The sequence below is a fragment of the Pseudoalteromonas distincta genome, assembly GCF_000814675.1.
GTDB lineage: Bacteria > Pseudomonadota > Gammaproteobacteria > Enterobacterales > Alteromonadaceae > Pseudoalteromonas > Pseudoalteromonas distincta.
Genome location: NZ_JWIG01000019.1, coordinates 1 through 23,766, shown reverse-complemented (window position 1 = coordinate 23,766; position 23,766 = coordinate 1). Strand labels below are relative to the sequence as shown.

Sequence of the window (23,766 nt, the reverse complement as noted above, 5' to 3'; positions counted from 1 at the left end):
TTACGGACAGTGCCTGGTGGGTAGTTTGACTGGGGCGGTCTCCTCCTAAAGAGTAACGGAGGAGCACGAAGGTTGGCTAAGTACGGTCGGACATCGTACGGTTAGTGTAATGGTAGAAGCCAGCTTAACTGCGAGACAGACACGTCGAGCAGGTACGAAAGTAGGTCATAGTGATCCGGTGGTTCTGAATGGAAGGGCCATCGCTCAACGGATAAAAGGTACTCCGGGGATAACAGGCTGATACCGCCCAAGAGTTCATATCGACGGCGGTGTTTGGCACCTCGATGTCGGCTCATCACATCCTGGGGCTGAAGTCGGTCCCAAGGGTATGGCTGTTCGCCATTTAAAGTGGTACGCGAGCTGGGTTTAGAACGTCGTGAGACAGTTCGGTCCCTATCTGCCGTGGGCGTTTGAGAATTGAGAGGGGTTGCTCCTAGTACGAGAGGACCGGAGTGAACGAACCGCTGGTGTTCGGGTTGTCATGCCAATGGCATTGCCCGGTAGCTACGTTCGGAACTGATAAGCGCTGAAAGCATCTAAGCGCGAAGCAGGCCTCGAGATGAGTTCTCACTAGACTTTTAAAGTCTCTGAAGGGCCGTTGAAGACTACAACGTTGATAGGCAAGATGTGGAAGTGGTGTGAGCCATTAAGCTAACTTGTACTAATTACCCGTGAGGCTTAACCATACAACGCCAAACGCGTTTTATGCGACAGTTTGACAGAAGTTAATATGACTAAAGTAGATATTACTTAGAACGACTTAAAAAATATTATCAGATATTTTCCAAATTCAGTTAATGCGCAGAAACACGTATTAACGCCCTAATTTGCTTGGTGACAATAGCGTTTTGGACCCACCTGACTCCATGCCGAACTCAGTAGTGAAACGAAACAGCGCCGATGATAGTGTAGCATTTGCTATGTGAAAGTAGGACATTACCAGGCTTCAAATTGTAGAAAGCCCAACTAGAAATAGTCGGGCTTTTTTACGTCTGTAGAAAAGTAAAATACGCGCAATTAACACACACCCATAGCAGATTCATCACGTAGGTCGGGCGAGCGTAGTGACTCCCGACGTCAAAAGCATAAAAAACCTCCGCTCGACAATGAGTGGTAGTATTTGTACTGTGGCTAAATAATACCAATTGGTTTAACATCTGACCTAATATAAAAGCGTTAATTATCTGGTCTTGTGATAAGTATTGAACATGACCTTTAAGTCTTTATATACGCTTTGGGTAGGTTACTGAAGAGAATAAAAATAGTTAGGCAGAGGTTGATACAGAGGTTTACGCATAGAACTTAAATCTAATGGGCATGAGGTTTTTAAATAATAGTGTTCATGGAGTGCCTATCTAAACTTGCAGTATTAACTACCCTTCATTAATTGTTTTATAGCCAGATAAGCGGTTAGGGGCTGCTTTAATTCATATGTACTGAGCGTTATTAATTTTTAATCCTAAGATTAACGAAGGCCATATACTTTATATTAAAAACTATCGACAAGACTTACTGAAAAGCAATTCATGTACTCCTTCAACTAAAGTTTATTTTGTATTCTCTTGGTTCTAACTAACCACCTATATACGCCGATAATAAACAATGCAGCAGATCCGAAGCCACTTAACACCCAAATGACTTTTAAAATGTTACCGCCAATGCTGCCGTCATGTAGAGGGTGTATCCAGCTTTTTATTTTACTAGCCGTACTTTGCTTATCTATATTAAACACGCTCTCTAACTTTCCTGTAAGTGCATTAACCTCTATATAGCTATGTGGAAAGCGATACGAAGGATCGTTTACAGTTTGAAATCTTAATCTGTAAATAGCATTTAAGTTTGATGGTGTTTCAATCCAAGCTAAACGCGCATTCGGTAATGCTTTTTCAGCTATTAATACCGCTTGTGATAAAGAAATATCGGTTTGTTTGCTCGGTTGAATTTGTGTTTTTGGTGGGGAGTTTATATCGCTAACTAGAGCGGTTAATATAGGATCTGTTTGTTTTGGAATAGCGAGCATAACACCTGTAACAGTTAAAGCTAGTAGCGGTATGCAGAAGGTTAAACCAATTAGTTTATGCCAGTCGTATAGCAAACCTATTTTAGAGCTACGAGATTTAAATTTTAGTGCCTTTACCCACTGCCCAGGCTTTGGAAACCAAGCAAAGAACCCAGAGATAAGAAGAACTATTGAGGCTATGCCTATATAGCCAACAACGAGAGTGCCCGTTGCTCCTGTTAGTAATGAAAAATGTAAGTTGTACATCCAAGTTACTAAGTATTTTCCCCAATAGTTTTTACGTATTACTTTATCACTACTGCTAGATAGCCATACCATTAAGGGGGCAAAGCCTTGCTCTTTTGTTTCTATTGGATTGTAGTATCGCGCGGGAATTACGGAGTTTATACCTGTGTTTTCTAATCGCCATGGCCCTTGCTTTGAAGGGAAATTGGCTCTTAGCGTATTATATGCTTGATCCCAATTAGGCGTTTTTATGTTTGTAGTAGCGTCATTTGCTGGATTTAGCAGTAAGTCTATTTGCGGATAGTAAACTAATATAGAGCCAGAAAGAGTGATAATAGTAAGTAAAACACCTACTGATAGGCCTAAGTATAAATGTAACCGCCTGAATGTTTTTCGCCATGAAAGCTTTAGTGTCATCAATTAAATAGCCGTAATGAGTAATGCAGTTTTATTGGGTATTAAGGAATGATTAATTACGCGGTATATTATATGGTTTTTGATATGAGTTGTGCGGCATTTTGTCGCACTTATTAAATTAGGTATTTAGAAAGTAAAACGCCAGCCCTTGGCTGGCGTTAAAATACAAGCTTGAAGCTTATTTAAGCTTTAGGTCCTGCATTTTTTATATCGTCTGATACGTCATACTTAGCAAAGTTTTCAGTGAAGTCAGCGGCAAGTTTTGCTGCATATTCATTGTACTTAGCTTTATCTTCCCACGTATTTATAGGATTAAGTAGGTTTGTATCTACACCTGGAACTGCTACCGGTACATCTAGGTTTAAAACATCAATGTGCTGAGTTTCAACACCGGCTAATTTACCAGATACGATTGCATCAACTACTGCGCGAGTAGTCGGAATATCGAAGCGCTTACCTGTGCCGTAAGGACCGCCAGTCCAACCTGTATTCACAAGGTATACTTTAGCGCCAAACTCGCGTACACGCTTCATAAGAAGCTCAGCGTAAACACCAGCAGGACGTGGGAAGAATGGAGCACCAAAGCAGGTTGAAAACGTTGATTCAATATCGCTAGTAGAGCCAATCTCAGTTGAGCCAACTTTAGCTGTGTATCCACTTAAAAAGTGAAAAGCAGCAGCTTCTTCGCTAAGAACAGATACCGGTGGTAATACACCGCTTACATCACAAGTTAAAAATACAACAGCTTTTGGTTCGCCTGCGCGGTTTTCAACTTTACGTTTTTCAACATGTTCAAGTGGATATGCTGCACGGCTATTTTGAGTAAGGCTAGTATCGTTAAAATCTGGGACGCCTTTTTCATCTAGCACTACATTCTCTAAAATAGTACCAAAGCGAATTGCATTCCAAATTACAGGTTCGTTCTTTTGTGACAGGTCGATACATTTAGCATAGCAACCGCCTTCAATATTAAACACGCTTCCAGGTGCCCAACCGTGTTCGTCATCACCAATTAAAAAGCGAGTAGGATCTGCTGAAAGAGTTGTTTTGCCCGTACCAGATAAACCGAAGAATAATGCTGTATCGCCTGCTTCACCAACGTTAGCAGAACAGTGCATTGGTAATACACCTTTTGCTGGTAGTAGGAAGTTTTGTACAGAAAACATCGATTTTTTCATTTCACCGGCGTAGCGCATACCTGCTAGTAATACTTTACGCTGTGCAAAGTTAATAATAACGGTGCCATCGCTATTTGTGCCATCACGTTCCGGCTCGCATACAAACGAAGGAACGTTCATTACTTGCCATTGTGGTAAGTTTGAGGCGTTATAGTTTTGTGGTTCGATAAACATGTTTTTGGCAAAAATATGGTGCCACGCTGTTTCTGTAGTTACGACTACAGGTAGATAATGCTCAGGGTCAGCGCCAACTTCAAGGTGAGAGGTGAAGTGGTCATTACTTTGAACATGTGCTTCTACGCGAGCCCATAATGCGTCAAATTTTTCTGCATCAAATGGGCGGTTAACGTTGCCCCATTGAATGTCATCTTGAGTTGTCGCTTCTTGAACAATAAAACGATCTTTTGGTGAACGGCCAGTTCGTTTTCCTGTAATTGCAACAAAAGCACCATTTGCGGCTAAAGTACCTTCGCCACGGCGGATCGCATGCTCGACAAGTTCAGCTGCGGTTAAATCGACAAAACGTGTAGCGCCTGTAGTCATGTTTATACCTAACTATAATGTGTGAGAGTTTGAACGGGATAGCTCTGGGGTTATCAGTGCCCTTAAGCTGAAATTATAGTAACAGAAGGTTTTGAGATATTCGAGCCCGTAAAGCCTCTAAAAACACATATATTTGCTAAAAAACATGAATAATTTCAATGATACCGGTGTCAGTAAATTAACAAAATTCATGACACCGGTATCATCTTTTTATAATATAAAACCGCATATTTTGCGGCTTTAATTACTATATATAAATGAAGCTGAACATTTAGTTGAAAATGCTTTTTATGTCTTGTTCGTTAAAAACATACTCTTTTAAACAGTAATGACAGTTAATGTTAACAGTCCCTTTCTCAGCTACATCTTTGAGTAGCTCTTCTTGTCCAATATTAACAAGCGCAGTAATTGTTTTATCACGACTACAACCACATTTGAATTTAATAGCTTGAGGTTCAAATACGCGAGGATTATCTTCGTGATAAAGACGTGTAAGAACAGTGTTCGCATCTAAGTGTAACAACTCTTCATTTTTAATCGTGTTACTTAAAGCTTCTAGGTGTGCAAAGTCTTCAATTGATTTTTGTTTATCAACTGGAAGCACTTGTAGAAATAGACCACATGCTTTTGCGCTACCTTCAGTAGTGTCAGTTGCAAACCAAAGACGTGTTTTTAGCTGCTCAGATTGCTCAAAGTAACTTTCGATACATTCACTAAGAGTATCATGCTCTAGCGGCACTATACCCTGGTAGCGTTCACCTTTTTCAGGGGTAATAGTGATTACCATATAGCCTTGGCCAATAAGCTCTTTTACAGTTGTGCCCGTAATTTCGCTTTGCAGGCGTGCAATACCACGCATATTTTGTTTGTCATCACCATTTATAACAGCATATTTAACTGGGCCATCACCTTGAAGCTGTACAGCAATTTCACCTTCAAACTTTAAGGTAGCAGTAAGTAAACAGGTTGCAACGAGTAACTCACCAAGTAATGCTTTAACAGGGTCTGGGTAATTATGGTCGGCAATCATTTCATTATAAGCACTCTCGATTTGTACGAGTTCGCCACGAACATCTAGTTCGTTGAATAAATAACGGTGAAGTAAATCTTGTTGCATGAGCGGCTATACCTAACTTGATTTCATTTTTAAAAGTTCGCGTCTTTGCTTTTTATCCGGTTTTTTATCCGGATGGGGGGCAAAAAAGCTGTTATTTTTGCGTGCGATGCTGTTCTCTTCGCGTTTAGCAATACTGGCATCAGATTCTTGATACATGGTCTGTGCAATGGGGGCGCTTTGGCGTTTTTCAAGCACTGAGAGTATGGTTATCAGCTTTTCATCTACTCCTTGTGCAAGTTTTATGTTTGCGCCAACTTCTACTATTTTACTCGCTTTTGTACGTTGTCCATTATAATGCACTTTGCCGCCTTGTACCATTTCACGTGCAATAGCACGAGTTTTATAAAATCGCGCAGCCCACAACCATTTATCTAATCGAACTTTTAACCCATCCGCATGGTCTGAGTTGGTATTAGCGTTACTTTTTTTACTCATAAGGCATTTCCCCGCGTTTTATAGCTTAAAATTTATCATGAAATCATCGTAGGATGAAGGTATTACAACAGCCGTTTACTTTTTATACGGTTATGTAAAGTTAATTGAATCTGTTTACAAAGTTTAATATTAGTGTGCTTGTTGAAAGAAAAATGAAAGGGTACTATGGGTACGCGCTAACGCAGTAAATTAAAATAAGAACACTATTTATGGAACAGCAAATCCAACAACTAAAACAATTTTTAACTCGTTTACCGCATGCTAAGTTAAGTGCATTAGTGACACTCTTAGTTGTTGTTTATCTTGCATTTTTATTATCAAAACTAGTTTGGCTTTTGTGGCCAAAACCACCGATAACTCTGCTTACCCCTAGCCATCATGCTAATCAGACATCTGGTGCGAGTAATAACTCTGCGCAGCATATTGTTGAGCAATTCTTATTTGGTAAAAAAACTGTAACAAACAACAATAATACTGCAAAGCAATCGCAGGTTATAAACAACGCGCCAGAAACACGCCTAAGTATAAATTTAACCGGTATTGTAGCGGTTAATAACGATGATAAAGCAGGTATCGCAATTATTGAATCACAAGGTAAGCAAGTAAGCTATCTTGTTGAAGAAGTTGTATTAGGCACGCGTGCTGAAGTAGCACAAATATTACCAGATCGCGTTATTTTGAATGTTAATGGGCGTTTTGAGACATTGATGCTTGATGGGCTCGATTTTAATAAAACGGTATCTATGCCAGTACTCGCTGCCCGTGATGATGCTGAAATGGGTCCGCAAAAAGTAGAGCCAAGTGAACTACAAATAGATGCTACTGCAGATCCAGATGTTAAAGAAGCAATTATAGAAACACGTGAAGAGCTGCTCGAAGAGCCAGGCAAATTATTTGACTATATACGTGTTTCACAAGCCATGAATGATGGCGAACTAATCGGATATCGTTTAAGTCCAGGTAAAGAGCCTGAACTGTTTAAACAAATGGGATTAAAAAATAACGATTTGGCTATTTCTATAAATGGCTATCAATTAACAGATTTAAAACAGGCTATGTCAGCTATCAACGAGCTGCGTAATAGTACAGATGCCAATATCACTATAGAACGTGATGGTGAACAAATCGATGTGCAATTTAGTCTGCAATAATTTAGCTTTGGAGTTTTAATATAATGGTTCAGGTGCTACACCTCAAAAAAATTAAAAAAGGGTTAGCTAAGTACGCAGCACTTTTTTTGGCGGCAAGTATTTCTTTGTCTGTTTCTGCTGTTGAATATGCTGCTAACTTTAAAGGAACTGATATCAACGAGTTTATTAATATTGTTGGTAAAAACCTTAATAAAACAGTGATTATTGACCCTAACGTGCGCGGCAAAGTAAATGTTCGCAGCTATGAGTTAATGGACGAAGCACTTTATTATCAGTTCTTCTTAAATGTATTGGAAGTTTATGGCTACTCAGCTGTTGAAATGGACAATGGCATAATTAAGATAGAAAAAAGTTCAGACGCCAAAAAATCAAATGTACCACTTATTGACGAAGGTAGTGAAGCTAGCGGCGACATGATGATTACACGTGTTGTACGTGTTAAAAATGTAAGTGTACAAGAGCTTGGCCCTTTGGTTCGTCAATTTAGCGATCAAAAAGATGGTGGCCACGTTGCCAACTTTAATGCGGCTAACGTTATGATGCTAACGGGTCATGCAGCATCGGTTAATCGCTTAGTTGAGATTATTCGTTCTGTTGATCAGGCGGGTGACAAGCGTGTAGACATCGTTAAGCTTAAATATGCGACGGCAGATGATGTTGTCTCTGTGGTAGATAATATCTATAAAGACAGCGGTAAAGGCAGTGTACCTGAGTTTTTAATTCCAAAAGTTGTGGCTGATGGCCGAACTAATAGCGTTATTGTAAGTGGTGAAGGTCAAGCACGTACACGTGCTATTGAGCTCATTAAGCGCTTAGATGGCGAATTAGAAAGCCAAGGTAACACCAAGGTGTTTTACCTAAATTATGCTAAAGCTGAAGATTTAGTCAAAGTATTGCAGGGTGTTAGTAAGTCCCTTGTTGAAGATGCACAAGGCGGTACTACTAAAACTCGTAGCAGAAGCAATAATGAAAGCAGTATAGAGTCTCACCCTGACTCAAACTCATTAATTATTACCGCACAGCCAGACACAATGCGATCACTTGAATCTGTAATTGAACGCCTTGATATTCGCCGTGCCCAAGTACTAGTTGAAGCCATTATTATTGAAGTAATGGAAGGCGACGGGGTTAACTTAGGCCTGCAGTGGATTTCTGAGCAGGGCGGTATGTTGCAGTTTAACAACGGCACTACGGTTCCCGTGGGTTCATTAGCTGTTGCTGCAGAGCAAGCACAAGATACAACCGTAACTAAAACTATCATTGGTACAGAAACTGGAACCGTTACTAGTTATGACGAAACGACTGAGGGTGACTATGATGCGCTTGCTTCATTGCTAAGTGGCATTAATGGTTTAGCGCTGGGCGTTGTTAAAAATGATTGGGGCGCAATTATTCAGGCTGTTGCCACTGATACAAATTCAAATATTTTGGCTACCCCTTCTATTACTACAATGGATAACGAAGAAGCTTCTATTTTAGTCGGTCAAGAAGTGCCTATTATTACAGGCTCACAAACGGGCAGTAATAATGCTAACCCATTTCAAACAGTTGAGCGTCAAGAAGTCGGTATTAAACTGATAGTTACGCCACAGATTAACGATGGTTCTGCAGTACAACTTACTATTGAGCAAGAAGTATCGAGTGTAAGTGGTGCAACTGCTGTTGATATTTCAGTTAATAAACGTGCAATTAAAACAACGGTTATGGCCGATGATGGCGGTATGGTTGTACTTGGCGGTTTAATTGACGAAGACGTACAAGAAAGTGTTTCTAAGGTACCGTTATTAGGCGATATCCCTATTTTAGGTCACCTGTTTAGATCAACAAATACAACGCGCCGTAAGCGTAATCTTATTGTATTTATTCGCCCAACCATTATTCGTGATGGTGTAAGCATGAATAAGTTAAGCTTTAATAAATATAACTTTATTCGTGGTGAGCAGTTTAAACAAAAAGAAGATGGTATTGAGTTAATGCCAATGACTGATACGCCTATTTTACCTGAGTGGAATGACGAACTAGTACTTCCACCTACGTATGAAGAGTCTCTACGTAAACAAAATGCACAAGAGCGTAAAGATGACTAATGCGATTCAAGAGATAAACCAAGATGTGGTTCATCCTCAAACGCATAATCAGGATGAGCTATTAACGAGTGATGTGTTAGTTGAGTTACCAGCAAAGCGTTTGCCGTTTTCCTATGCAAGACGCGCAGGTGTGTTACTGGGTAAAAACAAAGATCATCGTATAGTTTACTACCGTGGTGAGCTAGATGTGGAAGTACTATTAGAAGTACGCCGTATCGCAGGCCATGGTTTTACACTTGAGCAATTGGATGATGATAAATTTGAGCTATTGCTTGAAGCGTCATACCAACGTGATAGCTCTGAAACGCAACAAATGATGGAAGATATTGGCAACGAGGTTGATTTATTCTCACTTGCTGATGAGCTCCCGCAAACTGAAGATTTACTTGCTGGTGACGATGATGCGCCAATCATCAAGCTTATTAATGCCATGCTAAGTGAAGCGATTAAAGAAGGGGCTTCTGATATTCATATCGAAACCTTCGAGCAAGAGCTTGTTATTCGCTTTAGGGTCGATGGCGTGCTTAAAGAAGTACTTAAGCCTAATCGTAAACTTGCATCGTTACTTGTATCTCGAATTAAAGTAATGGCTAAGCTTGATATAGCTGAAAAACGTATTCCACAAGATGGTCGTATTAGCTTACGTATTGCAGGGCGTGCAGTTGATGTGCGTGTATCTACAATGCCATCGAGCTTTGGTGAGCGCGTAGTACTGCGTTTACTTGACAAAAACAACGCGCGCTTAAACCTTGAAGATTTAGGTATGACTGCAGAAAATCGCGCTTTGTTTTCAGATTTAATTAGTAAACCCCACGGCATTATTTTGGTAACAGGGCCAACGGGCTCTGGTAAAAGTACCACTTTATACGCTGGTATGAGCCAAATTAACTCACGCGATCGTAATATTCTTACCGTTGAAGATCCGATAGAGTACGAAATTCCAGGCATTGGGCAAACACAAGTTAATGCAAAAGTTGATATGACATTTGCACGTGGTTTACGTGCAATATTACGTCAAGATCCAGATGTAGTAATGGTGGGTGAAATACGCGACCTAGAAACTGCGCAAATTGGTGTTCAAGCGTCACTTACCGGTCACCTTGTTATGTCTACTTTGCATACAAATACCGCATCGGGTGCAATTACACGTATGGAAGATATGGGTGTTGAACCCTTCTTACTTTCATCGTCGTTACTCGGTGTATTGTCGCAACGCTTAGTACGTACGTTATGTAATACCTGTAAAGAAGGTCACACGGCTGATGAGCATGAATGCCAGCTGTTAGGGGTTCCTTTTGAAAGCCAACCGACAATCTATCGAGCGGTGGGGTGTGAAGAGTGTAACTTTAATGGTTACCGTGGTCGTACAGGTATTCATGAGTTACTTGTAGTTGATGAAACCATACGCGAAATGATTCACAACGGTAAAGGCGAGCAAAGCGTAGAAAAATACATTCGTAAGCGCAGCCCAAGTATTCGTCAAGATGGGTGTAGCCGTGTACTGGCAGGCAAAACAACACTTGAAGAAGTATTGCGTGTTACCCGTGAGGAAGGTTAACTATGGCGGCGTTTGAATATCGTGCCTTAGATGGTCGAGGTAAAGAAAAAAAAGGCATTTTAGAAGCCGATACAGCTAAACAAATCCGCCAAACTTTACGTGATCAAAAACTAACGCCGCTTGAAGTTGTTCCTGCGGCGCAAAGTGATAAACAGGTCAAAGGCGAAAAAGCCCCTTTACTCGGTGGCTTTTTTAAGCCGACAATTTCAACCTCAGACTTAGCATTAATTACAAGGCAATTAGCAACACTTATTCAATCGGCACTTCCTGTTGAAGGCGCTGTTATGGCGGTTGCTGAGCAATGCGAAAAGCCGCGTTTAAAGCGGATGCTTATGTCGGTACGCTCAAAAGTAGTTGAAGGTTACACCCTTGCCGATGGTCTTAGTGAGTTTCCTCATGTTTTTGACGATTTATATCGTGCAATGGTAGCCGCAGGCGAAAAGTCGGGTCACCTTGACCAAGTTCTTAATCGTTTAGCCGACTATACCGAGCAGCGCCAACATATGCGTAGCCAAATAACTCAGGCTATGGTTTACCCTATTATATTAGTGGTATTTGCAATTGGTATTGTGTCGGTCTTACTGGGCACCGTAGTACCAAAAATATTAAAAACGTTTGAAAAAACGAAACAAGTACTTCCTTGGACAACCGAATGGGTTATGGCTGGCAGCCATTTTGTGCAAAATTATTGGTTTATTAGTTTAATAGCGATTACAGCTATAGCCATTGGTATTAAGCATGCACTTAAGCAGCCTAAAATACGTTTTTGGTGGGATGACCGAGTGCTACATATGCCAGGTATAGGTAAAGTGGCTCGTGGTATTAACACCGCACGTTTTGCGCGTACTTTAAGTATTTTATCGTCAAGCTCGGTACCATTACTTGAAGGAATGCGTATCTCGGGTGGCGTATTAATCAACGAAAAAATTAAAAAAGCGGTTGCAGATGCATCCGATAGAGTGAGTGAGGGTGCAAGCTTAAGAGCTGCACTTCAGCAAACTAAGTTGTTTCCACCAATGATGCTGCATATGATAGCAAGTGGTGAAAAATCAGGTGAACTAGAGCAAATGTTAGAGCGTGCTGCAAATAACCAAGATCGCGAATTCGAGAGCATGGTTAATGTATCGCTTAAACTACTAGAGCCTGCGATGATCGCCTCAATGGCGGTTATTGTATTATTTATAGTAATGGCAATATTGCAGCCAATAATGGCGATGAATAAAGCTGTTGGACTTTAAGTTAGAATAAATTTTTAAATATATTAGTGGTTTTACCTAAACCATTTTTACTTAATGTTTTTAGAATAATGAGGTAATTACGTGAATAAACAATCAGGTTTTTCTTTACTAGAAGTGATGGTGGTACTGGTTATCATCGGGATGATTATGTCAATTGTTGCACCTAACATTATGGGTCAGCAAGAAGAGGCTGCTATTGATAAAGCACATCTAGATATCCAGCAATTAGAAGATGCAATGAGCTTATACAAGCTTAAAAATAAGAGCTACCCAAGCACGGAGCAAGGTCTTGAAGCGCTAGTTACCCAAACAAGCATTGAACCGGTTCCAAAACGTTTCCCTGATGGTGGCTTTATTAATGAATTACCAGAAGATCCTTGGGGTAATACTTATCAGTTAATTAGCCCAGGTGAAATTGGCAAGTTTGATATTTTTTCTATGGGTCCAGACGGTGAAGCAGGTACTGATGACGATATCGGTAACTGGGACGAAGAAAAACAATAATGCCTAAGTACACCATTCTGTATGAACATGTTAATGCTAGAGGCTTGCTATGAAAGCAAGCCTTAAGCAGCGCCATGCAAAAAGCAGAGGCTTTAGTTTAATAGAAATTTTAGTGGTATTAGTGATCATCGCTTTTGCCACCAAAATGGTGGTATATAGCTTAGAAGGCGGTGCTGAGGAGGAGTTAGATACTCAAGCACTAAGGCTGCATACCACCATTAATATGGCATCGGAATTTGCTATTTTAAACCAAGTTGAATTGGGCTTATTAGTAGAAGAAAATACGTTAGAGTATTTAGTTTTCGATGGTGAGAAGTGGATTACTTTTGACCGTGAAGATCTTTTTAAACCAATAGAATTAGATGAAAGATTAAAGCTCACTCTTAACTTAGAAGATTTAGCGTGGGCGCAAGATAACCTCTTAGAGCAATCTAACTGGCGCGAGCTTATGAGTGGCGGCGATGAAGACAGTTTACTTGAGCTTAAAAAGTTGAAAATCCCACAAGTACTTATTTTGTCATCAGGTGAGGTAAGCGCGTTTCAACTTATATTAGAGTTAAAAGAGCAAAGCGAGCCTGTGTATTACATTGAAGGTGAATTTACTGCACCAGTAAACTTTCGCCGAGAGCCAGAATAATGAAGCGCACTAAAGGGTTTACCTTATTAGAGGTGTTAGTGGCATTAAGTATTTGTGCCATGGCGGGTATAGCTGCAATGCAAGCAACAAGCGAGCATATACACCACTTAACGACTATTGAAGAGCAAACCTATGCATCTTGGGTCGCCGAAAACGTTATTATTGAACAGCGTACTAAAGGCGAACAATGGCAAGGTAAAAATAACCTTAAAGGCAGCGAAGTAATGGGCGGTGTTGAATGGTTTTGGCAACAAGAAGTTACAGCCACTGCTGACAAAAGCTTTGTAAAACTAACCATAAATGTTTTTACGGATGAAAAATATGAGCATTCAGCATATGAGTTATCAACGTATTTAAATAAAGGCAAAAAGTAAGTGAAGCAGCGCGGGTTTACATTACTTGAAGTTATGGTTGCACTGGGTATTTTAGCTTTTGTTATTATTGCTACGCATCAAATACTCGAGACGACAACAAGAGCAAAAGATGCCTCCGATGAAAAGATTGCTGAGCTAAATGGATTGCAAACAACATTTAGATTAATGGATCAAGATTTTAGCCAAATGACCAAACGCGCAGTTCGCAATGAGTCGGGTGATGTTCAAGAACAATATTTACTTGCTGGTCGTTACGTTTTAGAAAGCCAATACGATGGTATCGCGTTTGTGCGAGATGGCTGGATAAATCCAATTAACTTATTGCCACGTTCAGAACTACAAGCTGTTGGTTATAGAGTGATTGACGATAACCTTGAGCGTGTTTATCGGGTTTATGTTGATCAGCTTGATAATATGGAGCCGCGAGTTCAACGTGTGCTAGAAAATGTTGAAGAGCTTAAGTTTGAGTTTTTAGATGATAAAAACGAATGGCAAGAACAGTGGGAAATTAAAGCCCTCCCAAAAGCGGTTGCTGTTACGTTGCAACAAATAGAAGCAGAGCCAATTCGTCGTGTATTTTTAGTTCCAGGGCAAGGCAAAGTTGTTGCTACACAAACTACGGATGTGAATAATGGTTAAGCAGCAATCATCGCGCGGCGCAGCACTTGTTATTGTTTTGTTTATTGTGGCATTAGCGGCTATTTTAGCAGTAGAAATGAGTGCTAATTTAATGGTTCAAGTGCAAAAAAGTACAAACTTGCAAGGTCACCAACAAGCTAAATGGTACGCCTACGGTGCAGAAGAGCTTGCTATTAAAGGGCTAATGCAAAGTAAAAAAGATGATGCCGATAAAACAACACTCGATCAAGTGTGGGCAACTCAAGGAGATGCTTCATACCCTGTTGATAACGGCACGTTAAGTGGCAAAATTACAGATTTACAAGCATGTTTAAATTTAAATGCTTTAGCCATAGCACCAGAAGAAAATAGCGCAAGTAAAACAAACCCTGCACACAAAGCACTCTTTGCATTACTTGAAAACATTGAAGATTTACCTGCTGATGAATCAGAAGAGACAATGGCAGATAGCGTATTTGATTGGCTTGATGAGAACAGTATTACGTATCGCTCAGGCGCAGAAGAAGACGAGTACTTATCACGAGATTTTCCGTATATGACAGCCAATAGTTTATTTGCATCAACATCGGAGCTGCGTTTAGTTAAGGGCTTTAACCCATTAGTGATGGAAAAAGTATTGCCATATGTATGTGTAATACCAGGCAGTACGCTTTTATCAATTAACGTAAATACATTATTGCCAGAGCAAGCGCTCATACTCAGTGCCTTAATAGAAAGCTTGAGCTTATCTGGCGCAGAAGCGGTGTTAGGCGCAAGACCGCAAACTGGATTTGACACCATCGATGAATTTTTTGAACAGGTGAAGCAGCAAGGCGGTACTAATACTGACTCAATAAAAAGTCTATTTAGTATTAAAAGCGAATATTTTAAATTACAAACGCAGGCAAACTTTGTCGACCTGCGTTTTTCGATGACCACATTACTGCACGCTAAAGACGGCGACGTAACGATACTGGCGCGAAAATTTGGAGGCGTACAGTGACAGAAATACTGTTGATCCGCACGGGTCAAACCGAACAAGAATTACTTAACTGGTTAATTTACTCACCACAAGAACAAGAAATAATAGCCAGTGGCGAGTTACCAAATGCAGAGCATTTAAGTGAGCTAAGCGAAAAAGCACTTACCCGAGAAGTTGTCGTGTTATTACCCAGTGACCAAGTGCAATTAAAAACGGTCGCTTTGCCAACAAAATGGAATCGCAAGCTTGAGCAAGCATTGCCATACATGCTTGAAGAAGATATAGCATGTGACGTAGATGAACTGTTTATAGCAGTAGCGCAGCCGACAATGCTTGGTGAGCAACATGCAATTCGTGTAGCAATGACAGACCGTGAATGGTTTGAACAATGGCTTGCATTATTTGCTGAGCATAATCTATCAGTATACAGAATATTACCCGATGCTTTGTTGTTACCGCTTGCAGATGATGGCGCCGTAACTGCTATTGAGCTCAACAACCAATGGTTGTTTAAGCAAGGGCAGTGGCATATTGGTGCGGTTGAATCTAGTTGGTTGAATGGCTATTTAACAGCCATGGGTAACCCCGACATTAAACATTTTAGTCCTGCTAATCAATTTCCTGAAAGCGTTAACTTACAAGCCCAAACAAGCGATTACGACTTACCTTTAGCATTATTTGCAAAACAGTTAGATAGCGTTAATTTTAACTTACGCCAAGGTATGTATCAGCTTAAAAAACAAAGCGCTTTGTGGTGGGGTTACTGGAAAGGCGCCGCAATTATAGCAAGTGTTGCATTGGTTTCTACAATTACAATAAAAGCTATTGAGTTACACCAACTTAATACACAAGTAGAAGTAGCTAAAGCTCAAGTAGTCGACAGATATCAAAAAGCATTTCCGGGAACTAAAGTTCGCCCTAATCTAATTAAAAGCCAAATTAAAGGCGCGTTAGATAAAATACAAGGCTCAAGTGAATCCGGCTTTTTAGACTTAACGACTAATTTGGTTGATGTATTTTCGCAAGTCAGCGAGTTTACACCTGAAACACTTCGTTATGACAAACGTCGCAATGAGCTGCGAATTCGTGCACGGGCTAAAGACTTCCAAACTTTTGGTAAAGTAAAAATCATACTTGAAAAGCAAGGTTTAACTGTTGAGCAAGGGTCTTTAAATAATGACGGTGATTATGTCGTAGGTGAAATTAAACTGCGAGGTGCAGTATGAAAAAGCAGTTAATGAAACAGTGGCGTTCGCTTAAAGAGCAAGAACAACAATTGGTAATGGTCGCTGGTGGCGTGTTTATTATTTTTGTTTTAGTAATGGGAATATTTAGGCCATTAAATAACGCGATAGAAAAAGCACAGCAATCTCAAATTAAACAACAAGAGCTATTAGCTTGGGTTGATGACAGTATTGTTAAGCTAAAGGCTGCAGGCAACACCAGTGTTGCTAGCAATACAAACTTAAGCCAAGTGGTAAACTCTACTCGTGGACGCTATAAAATCAATATTAGTAAAATGCAGCCCAGTAGTGATTCACTTCGTTTAACGCTTGACTCAGTAGAGTTTAATCAGTTAATAGAATGGCTAGATGAGCTAGTAAATCAGCATGGTTTAAAAATTGAAAATTTAGATTTAAGTCGCGATGATAAATCAGGCTATGTGCGCGTAAGCCGTTTAGTATTAGAGAATTAATTAATGAAAAAAATAATAACGTTATCGGCTGTCTTTTTAATTAGTTTTATTGTGTTTTGTATTATTAAATTACCAGCACATATTGCAATAGATATAGCTAAGCCGTATTTTCCAAAGCAATTAGAAGTTGGGCAAACTGTAGGTACTGTTTGGCAAGGTCAAATGATGCAAGTTCGTTTTGATGGTGAGCAGTTAAATAATGTGCGTTGGGATATTGCAGGCTGGAAATTATTTACAGGCAAACTAAATGCGAACATAAAATTTGGTAATCCACGAGAACGCAGTGATATTTCGGGTTACGCAGATGTAAGTTATGGTTTTTTGAATAAAAAAGTAATAGTGACTGACGCCCTAGTACGCTCCACTGTAGAGCGTGCAATGCAACGTGTGCAACTTCCTCTGCCTGTTACCGCTAAAGGGCGTGTGATTTTAGAGCTTGATGAATACAGCTCAGGCGCACCTTATTGTGATTCACTAAAAGGTGAAATAGCGAGCCCTGATATTGATGTTCAAGGTTTAAATGGATGGTTTAATATTGGACCTCTAGCTGGTAAGTTAAGCTGTAAGTCGGGTGATGTTGCTATATTAATTGACCCAGATAATACGCTTGGCCTTGAGGCAGATGCTACACTTAAAGCTAATTTCGACTTTAGAGTGGCAGGTTATGTAAAACCAGATGCCAGCTTACCTAAAGATGTACATGATGCGGTTAAGTTTTTAGGCCGACCAGATAACCAAGGTCGCTACCCGCTCAACTTTTAATGTTTTAATATAAAGAGTTTTAATGCAAATACCCCAATTTACTGAGCTGCACGCAAAGCAGCTCAGCTCATTTTTAAATACCCAATCTCAAGCAATGACCCTTGTACAAAGCCAAGGCTATTTATTTGGTGTAATTTGTTCGCCCAACCCATTAGATGTACATGAGTGGCTTGAGCAAATATTGCCAAACACAGCTAATGATTTAGATGAAGAAATGCTTTTTTTGTTTATGGCGCTTTATCACAAAATTAGTGAGCAGGTGTTCGAAACTGGATATAAATTACCAGACACATTTGATGCTGAATTTTGTAAGTCGTGGAGTAAAGGCTTCTTAGTTGCAACGAAAGCTTATGCAGAACCTTTGTTAAATGCACCGCAATTAGACGTTGATTTTAAACAAGCATTAGAAAGTGCGTTAAGCACACTAAGCTTTTTTGCACTCGACCAACTAGCAATAGCTCAGATTGCCAAACAAAATAACATGACAATAGAAGCTTTGTGTCAGTATCAGTATGAATCTATGGGTGACTTTGCATTAGGGTTTGCTGAACTAATTGAAGTGGTCGCAATTAATAGCGGCTTGATAACCGACGAGAGTTGGGAAGAGTAATTATTAATACTAGGCGCTTAGTTTAATCTAAGTGCCTAGCTCTAATATAATATCCGTACAGCCTTGTTTGCACTTTACTATGCCTTTACCAGGCTCGCTGGTGGCTAAATCAAGTGTTAAAACCCCATTACACTTCTCACACTTTAATGTTTTGCCTTGCGCTAATTGCTTGAGCATATTGCGCTGCTTATGAAATGAGTCGCTTGCTTTCTTATTTAATCCTGAAAAATCCACTACTTTGCTCGCTTTTGCTCTAATGCTTCAGTCACTATTTTACATACCGTATTTAAACGGTCGTCATAAAAATAAAGGTTTAAGTCACGCTCACGACAATAGCGTAGGTGAAATAACTGAACAGAGTCATCTGTTGTAAACGTTTTTTCTACATACTCATCTTCAGATTCAGATAGTTTAAGTTGACTGCTGATCCTATTTTTAGCCATATTTGCAGCTGGGCTTCTGTTGACCTTACTTGCATCACTTAAAAAGCCAATGCCTTCACCTAGTAACCTTTCGCGAGGTTCTTTTATAAGTGGGTGATCGATTGTAAAAAAGGCAAGGATCACAACTACCAAAATAATAAATTTTTTCATGGATACGTAAACCTTGATCTAAGTAGGGTTGAATTACCATGCAGTGTAATAAACTGCATTTTAAAAGCAAGTAACTGGGATGAATAAATTATTAGCAATCTATGCCAGTAATTTTAACCAACATTGTTATAATGCTTAACAGCAGTCAGATATTTCTGAAATATCTGAAAGTATTCGAGAAGGCAATTTATTAAAGTAAATATGCCTAGCAAGTAACTTGCTAACTTTAAGTATAGAGTACTTGAGTATTGCTGGATTTTTATTTCCAAGCGGCGTTGAGGAACTTCGATGGACAAGCAAATTAAAGTAAAGAATATCCCTGTAGAGGTGAAAATCCAAAAACCGGATTTAAGCCGTCAAGATGATAGGTTCAATCCCCGAAATCGTATTTATGTGCGTGCTGTAAAAGGCCTACATCAATTACTTAGACAGCGCATTGGCTTCTTAGGCCTGCTTGCGTTTATGTTACTACCTTGGATTAATTTTAATGGCCAGCAAGCTGTGCTGTTTGATCTAATTGGCCAAAAATACAATATTTTTGGTTTAACGCTATGGCCTCAAGATTTTACTATATTAGCGTTTATCTTTATGTTGGCAGCATTTGCGTTGTTTTTAGTGACCACCTTCTATGGACGGGTGTGGTGTGGCTACACATGTCCGCAAACTGTTTGGACTTTTATTTTTATTTGGTTCGAAGAAAAGCTTGAAGGCACGGCTAATCAACGTAAAAAACTCGATCAACGACCCATGAATTTTGATAAGTTTTGGCGTAAGACGGCAAAGCATACTAGTTGGGTATTGTTTTCGTTGTATACCGCTATTTCTTTTGTGGGTTACTTTACGCCAATAAGGGAGTTACTCCCTGACTTTGTAACGTTTGATGTAGGCGGTTATGCACTAGTCAGTATTATTTTCTTTGCTGCGTGTACCTATGGTAATGCCGGTTGGATGCGAGAAATTATGTGTTTACACATCTGTCCTTACTCTCGTTTTCAATCAGCTATGTTTGATAAAGACACATACACCGTAACGTACGACGAAAGCCGAGGTGAAAGCCGTGGTCCTCGTTCACGTAAAGTAGACCATAAAGATTTAGAGTTAGGCGACTGTATAGATTGTAACTTATGCGTTCAAGTGTGCCCAACAGGTATTGATATTAGAAATGGGCTACAAGCTGAGTGTATCAACTGTGGTGCATGTATTGATGCGTGTGATGGCGTAATGGATAAAATGGAATACCCGCGTGGGCTTATTTCATATACGACAGAGCGAAATCTCGAAACCCCAGAAAATAAAACGAATCCACTGCGAGCTAAAATTATTGGTTATACGGTCATACTTGTTGTGCTTACGGGAGCGCTTGTCGCTAATATAGCACTGCGTAAAACAATGGACTTTGATATTATTCGTGACCGAAACCAATTATATCGTGTCGATTTTGATGGTTTAGTAGAGAACACCTATACATTAAAGGTAATTAATAAAGCGCAGTACGAGCAAACCTTTAATATTAAAGTACAAGGGTTAGATAACTTTAAGTATATTGGTAAGCAGTCATTTACTGTGCAGGCAGGGGAATCTCATAACGTACCATTGTCACTTGTAATGGACCCTTATGATTTGAAGGCGCCGATGACTGAGTTTAACTTTGTGCTTTCACCGGTAGATGAGCCGGATGAGACAATATCGCAGTCGAGTAACTTTTTTAAAGCGCGATAATCGCAACTTACCTTAATTAGGTAAGTTGATATAGCAATTAACAAAAGCGGGTATATAACCCGCTTTTATTTTATATAAGAAGAGTATGAGTAAATTTAGTTTTATTGACTTAACACCAGACCTAATACTCGATGCAATAGAAAGCGTAGGTGTGTACGCCGAATCTGGTTTATTAGCGCTCAATAGCTATGAAAACAGAGTGTACCAATTTAAAGCGGATGATGGCCTGCGTTACGTAGTGAAGTTTTATCGCCCAGAGCGATGGAGTAAAGAGCAAATTCAAGAAGAGCATGACTTTGCATTTGAACTAGCGGATGCAGAAGTACCCGTTGTTGCCCCTATTTTATATAATGGACAAAGCTTGTTTGAACACGAAGGGTATTTGTTTGTGTTGTTTCCAAGTGTAGGCGGGCGTTTATTTGAGGTTGATAATTTAGATCAGCTTGATGTAATGGGGCGATTAATTGGCCGAATGCACCAAGTAGCTAAAACAAAACCTTTTACTTATAGACCAACAGTTACTTGCGAGGAGTATTTGCATACAGCCAAAGTTCATCTTCAAAAAAGTAACTTAGTGCCCATGGGAATAAATACTGCCTTTTATACTATTTTAGATTTAGTGATAGAGCAGGCGCAAAAACAGTATAAAGATGTGCAAAGTATTCGCTTACATGGTGACTGCCACGTAGGTAATATTTTATGGGCAGGTGATGCGCTAATGTTTGTTGATTTAGACGACAGCCGCCAAGGTCCTGCAATCCAAGATTTATGGATGATGCTCAGTGGCGATAGAGCGACGCAACTGTTACAGTTAGACACCCTTGTAAATGCGTATGAAGAGTTTTGTGATTTTGATCACTCTCAACTCAAATTAATTGAACCGCTGCGAGCAATGCGTATTATTCATTATATGGGATGGGTAGCTAAACGATGGAGTGATCCTGCTTTTGTGCGGAACTTTACATGGTTTGCTGATGACAAATACTGGGAGCAACAAATTTTAGCACTGAAAGAGCAACTTGCAGCATTGCAAGAAGCACCGTTAAAGTTATTGCCGTAATATTTTATTTAAAGACAAGTATAACGAGATACAAATGCTTAAAAAATTAAAACTGAGTTTATTACTTTTATGTTTACCATTTGCAGCACTTGCTGCACAGTTTGAAGTTGATAATCAATACACTGTTATAGATGTAGACAAAAGCAAGTCACCGCAAGTAACCGAGTTTTTCTCATTTTACTGTCCACATTGCTTTAAGTTTGAACCAGTAGCAAAAGCAATTGAAAAAGGCTTGCCAGAAGGCGCTGAGTTTATTAAAAACCACGTTAACTTTTTAGGTGGCGTGTCACCACAAGCACAAAGTAATTTAAGCTTTGCCTACTTAATTGCTAAGCAGCATGGTCAGGCGCAAAGTATTAGCGATCAAATATTTAAAAGTATCCATGTTCAACGTGCACCATTAACTGAAATGAAAGACGTTAAAAAATTACTTGAAGTAAATGGTATTGATAGCGCAACATTTGATCAAGAGATTGCAAGCATGCCTGTTATTTCAGCTGAGCAAGCAATGCAAAACAAACAGAATAAATATTCAAAATTAGGCGCACTTACAGGTGTACCTACTTTTATTGTTAACGATAAATATAAAATAAACCTCAACACCATCAAAAATCAAAAAGAACTTGATGAGTTAGTAGCGTTTTTATTAGCACTATAAATTTCGGAGTATAATAATGATTAAATTAGTTAAAGCAGGTTTGCTTGCAATATTACTTCCTATGGCAGCAACAAGCTTTGCAGCAACGTATGAAGAAGGCGTGCATTACGACGTAGTTTCTGAGCGTGCAACTAAAAAGCCAGAGGTTAAAGAGTTTTTCTCATTTTACTGCCCTGCATGTAATAACATGGAAGCACTAATTGGTGAGTTTAAGCCTAAGCTTGATAAAAACGTTAAATTTAAAAAGAGCCATGTTGATTTTGTAGGTGTACGTGACCCAGAAAACCAACAGATGATGAGCCAAGCACTGGCGACAGCTGAAGTGCTTCCACAAAAAGATCAGATTATTTCTGCAATCTTTAATCATATCCATACAAAGCGCGCTAAATTTAATGAGCTTGCAGATGTAAAAGATATATTTGTAGCGCAGGGCGTTGATGGTGATAAGTTTGATAAGCTGTTTAAAAGCTTCTCGGTACGTACACTGAGCTCTAAAATGAAACGCGATCAAGACTACTTTAAAGAAAAAGGTGCACTACGTGGCGTACCTACCTTTATTGTAAATGGTAAGTACAAATTAAACCTAGGTCGTGAGTCGGGTATTACTAAACCTGAAGACATTAGCAAATTAATAAATTACTTAGCTAACAAGTAAGTTTAGCTAAAACAAAAAAAAGCTCCTTAAGGAGCTTTTTTTATGGTTAACGTTTACTGAGCGTATTTATTTGCGCTGTAAGAAAACGCCCGACTCAATGTGATGCGTATAAGGGAACTGATCAAATATAGCAAAGCGCTTAACGTTATGCGTACGTGTTAAGTGATCAAGGTCACGCTCAAGAGTTTCAGGATTACAGGATATATAAATTATGTTTTCGTAATTAGCCACTAAGTTGTACTAGCTCAGACTTGATCCGACAGTTACCCGTTTTTTAATCGGTGACTGTCAGTCTAGATTTGAGCTAAATTTTTCTCAGCCCAGATCAATTTTCCATCTAATAAAGTTTCTAATGGCGTTCTGCCACAGCATATTTTTCCTTGATGAGTTCGGTCATTATTGTAATAAATCATCCATTCGTCCAGATCCTTTTGCAATTCCGCTAATGAGCTATATAGCTTTTTACGGAATGTAACTTGATAGAATTCATTGAGTATCGTTTTGTGGAAGCGTTCGCAGATACCATTTGTTTGCGGTGACATAGCTTTGGTTTTTGTATGATCGATATCATTAATAGCCAGATATAACTGGTAATCATGATGTTCGACTTTGCCACAATATTCAGTGCCTCTATCGGTTAGAATACGTAGCATGGGAAGCTCGTACTGTTCGAAGTACGGCAGTACTTTGTCGTTGAGTATGTCAGCCGCAGTAATTGGCGTTTTCGTGGTGTAGAGCTTAGCGAACGCTACTTTGCTGTATGTATCAACGAAGGTTTGTTGGTAGATACGCCCAACGCCTTTGAGATTACCCACGTAAAATGTATCTTGAGAGCCTAGATAACCTGGGTGAGCCGTTTCAATTTCACCACACGCTTCGTCATCATGTTTTTTCTTTTCAAGCGCAGCTACTTGAGCGTCGGTGAGAAT

Annotated in this window: 24 protein-coding genes, 2 rRNA genes and 1 pseudogene; 19 read left to right on the top strand and 8 right to left on the bottom strand. The window is 39.6% G+C overall.

Going from position 1 to position 23,766, the window contains the following annotated elements:
- Both QT16_RS12250 and rrf read left to right on the top strand, forming a co-directional pair.
- Positions 1-686, top strand: a 23S ribosomal RNA gene (locus tag QT16_RS12250); the annotation flags it as partial.
- A 144-nt stretch (positions 687-830) separates the two neighbouring features.
- Positions 831-945 (top strand): 5S ribosomal RNA (rrf, locus tag QT16_RS12245).
- A gap of 595 nt (positions 946-1,540) precedes the next feature.
- Here the strand turns inward: rrf and QT16_RS12240 are convergent.
- The 4 genes from QT16_RS12240 to hslR form a co-directional block, all read right to left on the bottom strand.
- Positions 1,541-2,662 carry a PepSY-associated TM helix domain-containing protein gene (locus QT16_RS12240; protein ID WP_039488562.1) on the bottom strand — a complete coding sequence of 374 codons (1,122 nt, stop codon included), beginning with the start codon at positions 2,660-2,662 and terminating at the stop codon, positions 1,541-1,543.
- 182 nt (positions 2,663-2,844) lie between these two features.
- The gene (locus QT16_RS12235; protein WP_039488561.1) at positions 2,845-4,383 is read right to left on the bottom strand and encodes a phosphoenolpyruvate carboxykinase; all 1,539 of its coding nucleotides are present in this window, start codon (positions 4,381-4,383) and stop codon (positions 2,845-2,847) included.
- 271 nt (positions 4,384-4,654) lie between these two features.
- Positions 4,655-5,500, bottom strand: coding sequence for an Hsp33 family molecular chaperone HslO (gene hslO / locus QT16_RS12230; protein WP_002962025.1), 846 nt, complete (start codon positions 5,498-5,500; stop codon positions 4,655-4,657).
- A 12-nt stretch (positions 5,501-5,512) separates the two neighbouring features.
- The gene (gene hslR, locus QT16_RS12225; RefSeq protein ID WP_002962027.1) at positions 5,513-5,935 is read right to left on the bottom strand and encodes a ribosome-associated heat shock protein Hsp15; all 423 of its coding nucleotides are present in this window, start codon (positions 5,933-5,935) and stop codon (positions 5,513-5,515) included.
- Between the two features lie 209 nt (positions 5,936-6,144).
- On the opposite strand from hslR, the gene gspC reads away from it, so the two are divergent.
- The 13 genes from gspC (at position 6,145) to QT16_RS12160 (ending at position 18,152) form a co-directional block, all read left to right on the top strand.
- A complete protein-coding gene (gspC, locus tag QT16_RS12220; RefSeq protein WP_039488560.1) occupies positions 6,145-7,086 on the top strand; it encodes a type II secretion system protein GspC in 942 nt (313 codons plus the stop codon).
- A 23-nt stretch (positions 7,087-7,109) separates the two neighbouring features.
- Positions 7,110-9,173 (top strand): type II secretion system secretin GspD, encoded by a 2,064-nt coding sequence (gspD, locus tag QT16_RS12215; protein WP_039488559.1) that lies wholly within the window; start codon positions 7,110-7,112, stop codon positions 9,171-9,173.
- The gene (gene gspE, locus QT16_RS12210) at positions 9,166-10,731 is read left to right on the top strand and encodes a type II secretion system ATPase GspE (RefSeq protein ID WP_002962032.1); all 1,566 of its coding nucleotides are present in this window, start codon (positions 9,166-9,168) and stop codon (positions 10,729-10,731) included. The genes gspD and gspE overlap by 8 nt, the downstream gene beginning before the upstream one ends.
- 2 nt (positions 10,732-10,733) lie before the next feature.
- Positions 10,734-11,969, top strand: coding sequence for a type II secretion system inner membrane protein GspF (gspF, locus tag QT16_RS12205; protein WP_002962033.1), 1,236 nt, complete (start codon positions 10,734-10,736; stop codon positions 11,967-11,969).
- A gap of 81 nt (positions 11,970-12,050) precedes the next feature.
- Positions 12,051-12,473 carry a type II secretion system major pseudopilin GspG gene (gene gspG, locus QT16_RS12200; RefSeq protein WP_002962036.1) on the top strand — a complete coding sequence of 141 codons (423 nt, stop codon included), beginning with the start codon at positions 12,051-12,053 and terminating at the stop codon, positions 12,471-12,473.
- 49 nt (positions 12,474-12,522) lie between these two features.
- The gene (locus QT16_RS12195) at positions 12,523-13,110 is read left to right on the top strand and encodes a pilus assembly FimT family protein (protein ID WP_039488557.1); all 588 of its coding nucleotides are present in this window, start codon (positions 12,523-12,525) and stop codon (positions 13,108-13,110) included.
- Entirely contained in the window at positions 13,110-13,484 is a 375-nt protein-coding gene (gene gspI, locus QT16_RS12190; protein ID WP_002962039.1) for a type II secretion system minor pseudopilin GspI, read from the top strand. The genes QT16_RS12195 and gspI overlap by 1 nt, the downstream gene beginning before the upstream one ends.
- The gene (gene gspJ / locus QT16_RS12185; protein WP_002962041.1) at positions 13,485-14,123 is read left to right on the top strand and encodes a type II secretion system minor pseudopilin GspJ; all 639 of its coding nucleotides are present in this window, start codon (positions 13,485-13,487) and stop codon (positions 14,121-14,123) included.
- On the top strand, positions 14,116-15,105 hold the full coding sequence (gspK, locus tag QT16_RS12180) for a type II secretion system minor pseudopilin GspK (RefSeq protein ID WP_039488556.1): 990 nt from the start codon (positions 14,116-14,118) through the stop codon (positions 15,103-15,105). Before gspJ ends, gspK begins: the two co-directional genes overlap by 8 nt.
- The gene (gspL, locus tag QT16_RS12175; RefSeq protein ID WP_039488555.1) at positions 15,102-16,310 is read left to right on the top strand and encodes a type II secretion system protein GspL; all 1,209 of its coding nucleotides are present in this window, start codon (positions 15,102-15,104) and stop codon (positions 16,308-16,310) included. Before gspK ends, gspL begins: the two co-directional genes overlap by 4 nt.
- Positions 16,307-16,780 carry a type II secretion system protein M gene (locus QT16_RS12170; protein ID WP_024596393.1) on the top strand — a complete coding sequence of 158 codons (474 nt, stop codon included), beginning with the start codon at positions 16,307-16,309 and terminating at the stop codon, positions 16,778-16,780. Before gspL ends, QT16_RS12170 begins: the two co-directional genes overlap by 4 nt.
- A 3-nt stretch (positions 16,781-16,783) precedes the next feature.
- Positions 16,784-17,542 (top strand): type II secretion system protein N, encoded by a 759-nt coding sequence (locus QT16_RS12165; RefSeq protein WP_039488554.1) that lies wholly within the window; start codon positions 16,784-16,786, stop codon positions 17,540-17,542.
- 22 nt (positions 17,543-17,564) lie between these two features.
- Complete coding sequence (locus QT16_RS12160) at positions 17,565-18,152, top strand: UPF0149 family protein (RefSeq protein WP_024596395.1); 588 nt, start codon at positions 17,565-17,567, stop codon at positions 18,150-18,152.
- 27 nt (positions 18,153-18,179) lie between these two features.
- Here the strand turns inward: QT16_RS12160 and QT16_RS12155 are convergent, their stop codons facing one another.
- Positions 18,180-18,386 (bottom strand): hypothetical protein, encoded by a 207-nt coding sequence (locus tag QT16_RS12155; RefSeq protein ID WP_002962050.1) that lies wholly within the window; start codon positions 18,384-18,386, stop codon positions 18,180-18,182.
- Complete coding sequence (locus QT16_RS12150) at positions 18,386-18,745, bottom strand: hypothetical protein (RefSeq protein WP_039488553.1); 360 nt, start codon at positions 18,743-18,745, stop codon at positions 18,386-18,388. The genes QT16_RS12155 and QT16_RS12150 overlap by 1 nt, the downstream gene beginning before the upstream one ends.
- Positions 18,746-19,033: 288 nt before the next feature.
- Here QT16_RS12150 and ccoG point away from each other — a divergent pair, with 288 nt between their 5' ends.
- From ccoG to QT16_RS12130, 4 genes are all read left to right on the top strand, one after another.
- Positions 19,034-20,464, top strand: a complete 1,431-nt coding sequence (gene ccoG, locus QT16_RS12145; RefSeq protein WP_002962052.1) for a cytochrome c oxidase accessory protein CcoG — start codon at positions 19,034-19,036, stop codon at positions 20,462-20,464.
- Positions 20,465-20,549: 85 nt separating this feature from the next.
- Positions 20,550-21,524 carry a serine/threonine protein kinase gene (locus tag QT16_RS12140; protein ID WP_024596396.1) on the top strand — a complete coding sequence of 325 codons (975 nt, stop codon included), beginning with the start codon at positions 20,550-20,552 and terminating at the stop codon, positions 21,522-21,524.
- Positions 21,525-21,558: 34 nt separating this feature from the next.
- Positions 21,559-22,182, top strand: a complete 624-nt coding sequence (locus QT16_RS12135; RefSeq protein ID WP_002962054.1) for a thiol:disulfide interchange protein DsbA/DsbL — start codon at positions 21,559-21,561, stop codon at positions 22,180-22,182.
- Positions 22,183-22,198: 16 nt separating this feature from the next.
- Positions 22,199-22,837, top strand: a complete 639-nt coding sequence (locus tag QT16_RS12130; protein ID WP_002962055.1) for a thiol:disulfide interchange protein DsbA/DsbL — start codon at positions 22,199-22,201, stop codon at positions 22,835-22,837.
- Positions 22,838-22,903: 66 nt separating this feature from the next.
- On the opposite strand, the pseudogene QT16_RS20630 reads toward QT16_RS12130, so the two are convergent.
- Together QT16_RS20630 and QT16_RS12125 are read right to left on the bottom strand one after the other, a co-directional pair.
- Positions 22,904-23,074 (bottom strand): annotated as a pseudogene (locus QT16_RS20630) (tRNA (uridine(54)-C5)-methyltransferase TrmA); the annotation flags it as partial.
- Positions 23,075-23,130: 56 nt separating this feature from the next.
- Positions 23,131-23,766 (bottom strand): integrase core domain-containing protein (locus QT16_RS12125; RefSeq protein ID WP_039486341.1); only part of this gene is annotated, 636 nt, incomplete at its 5' end.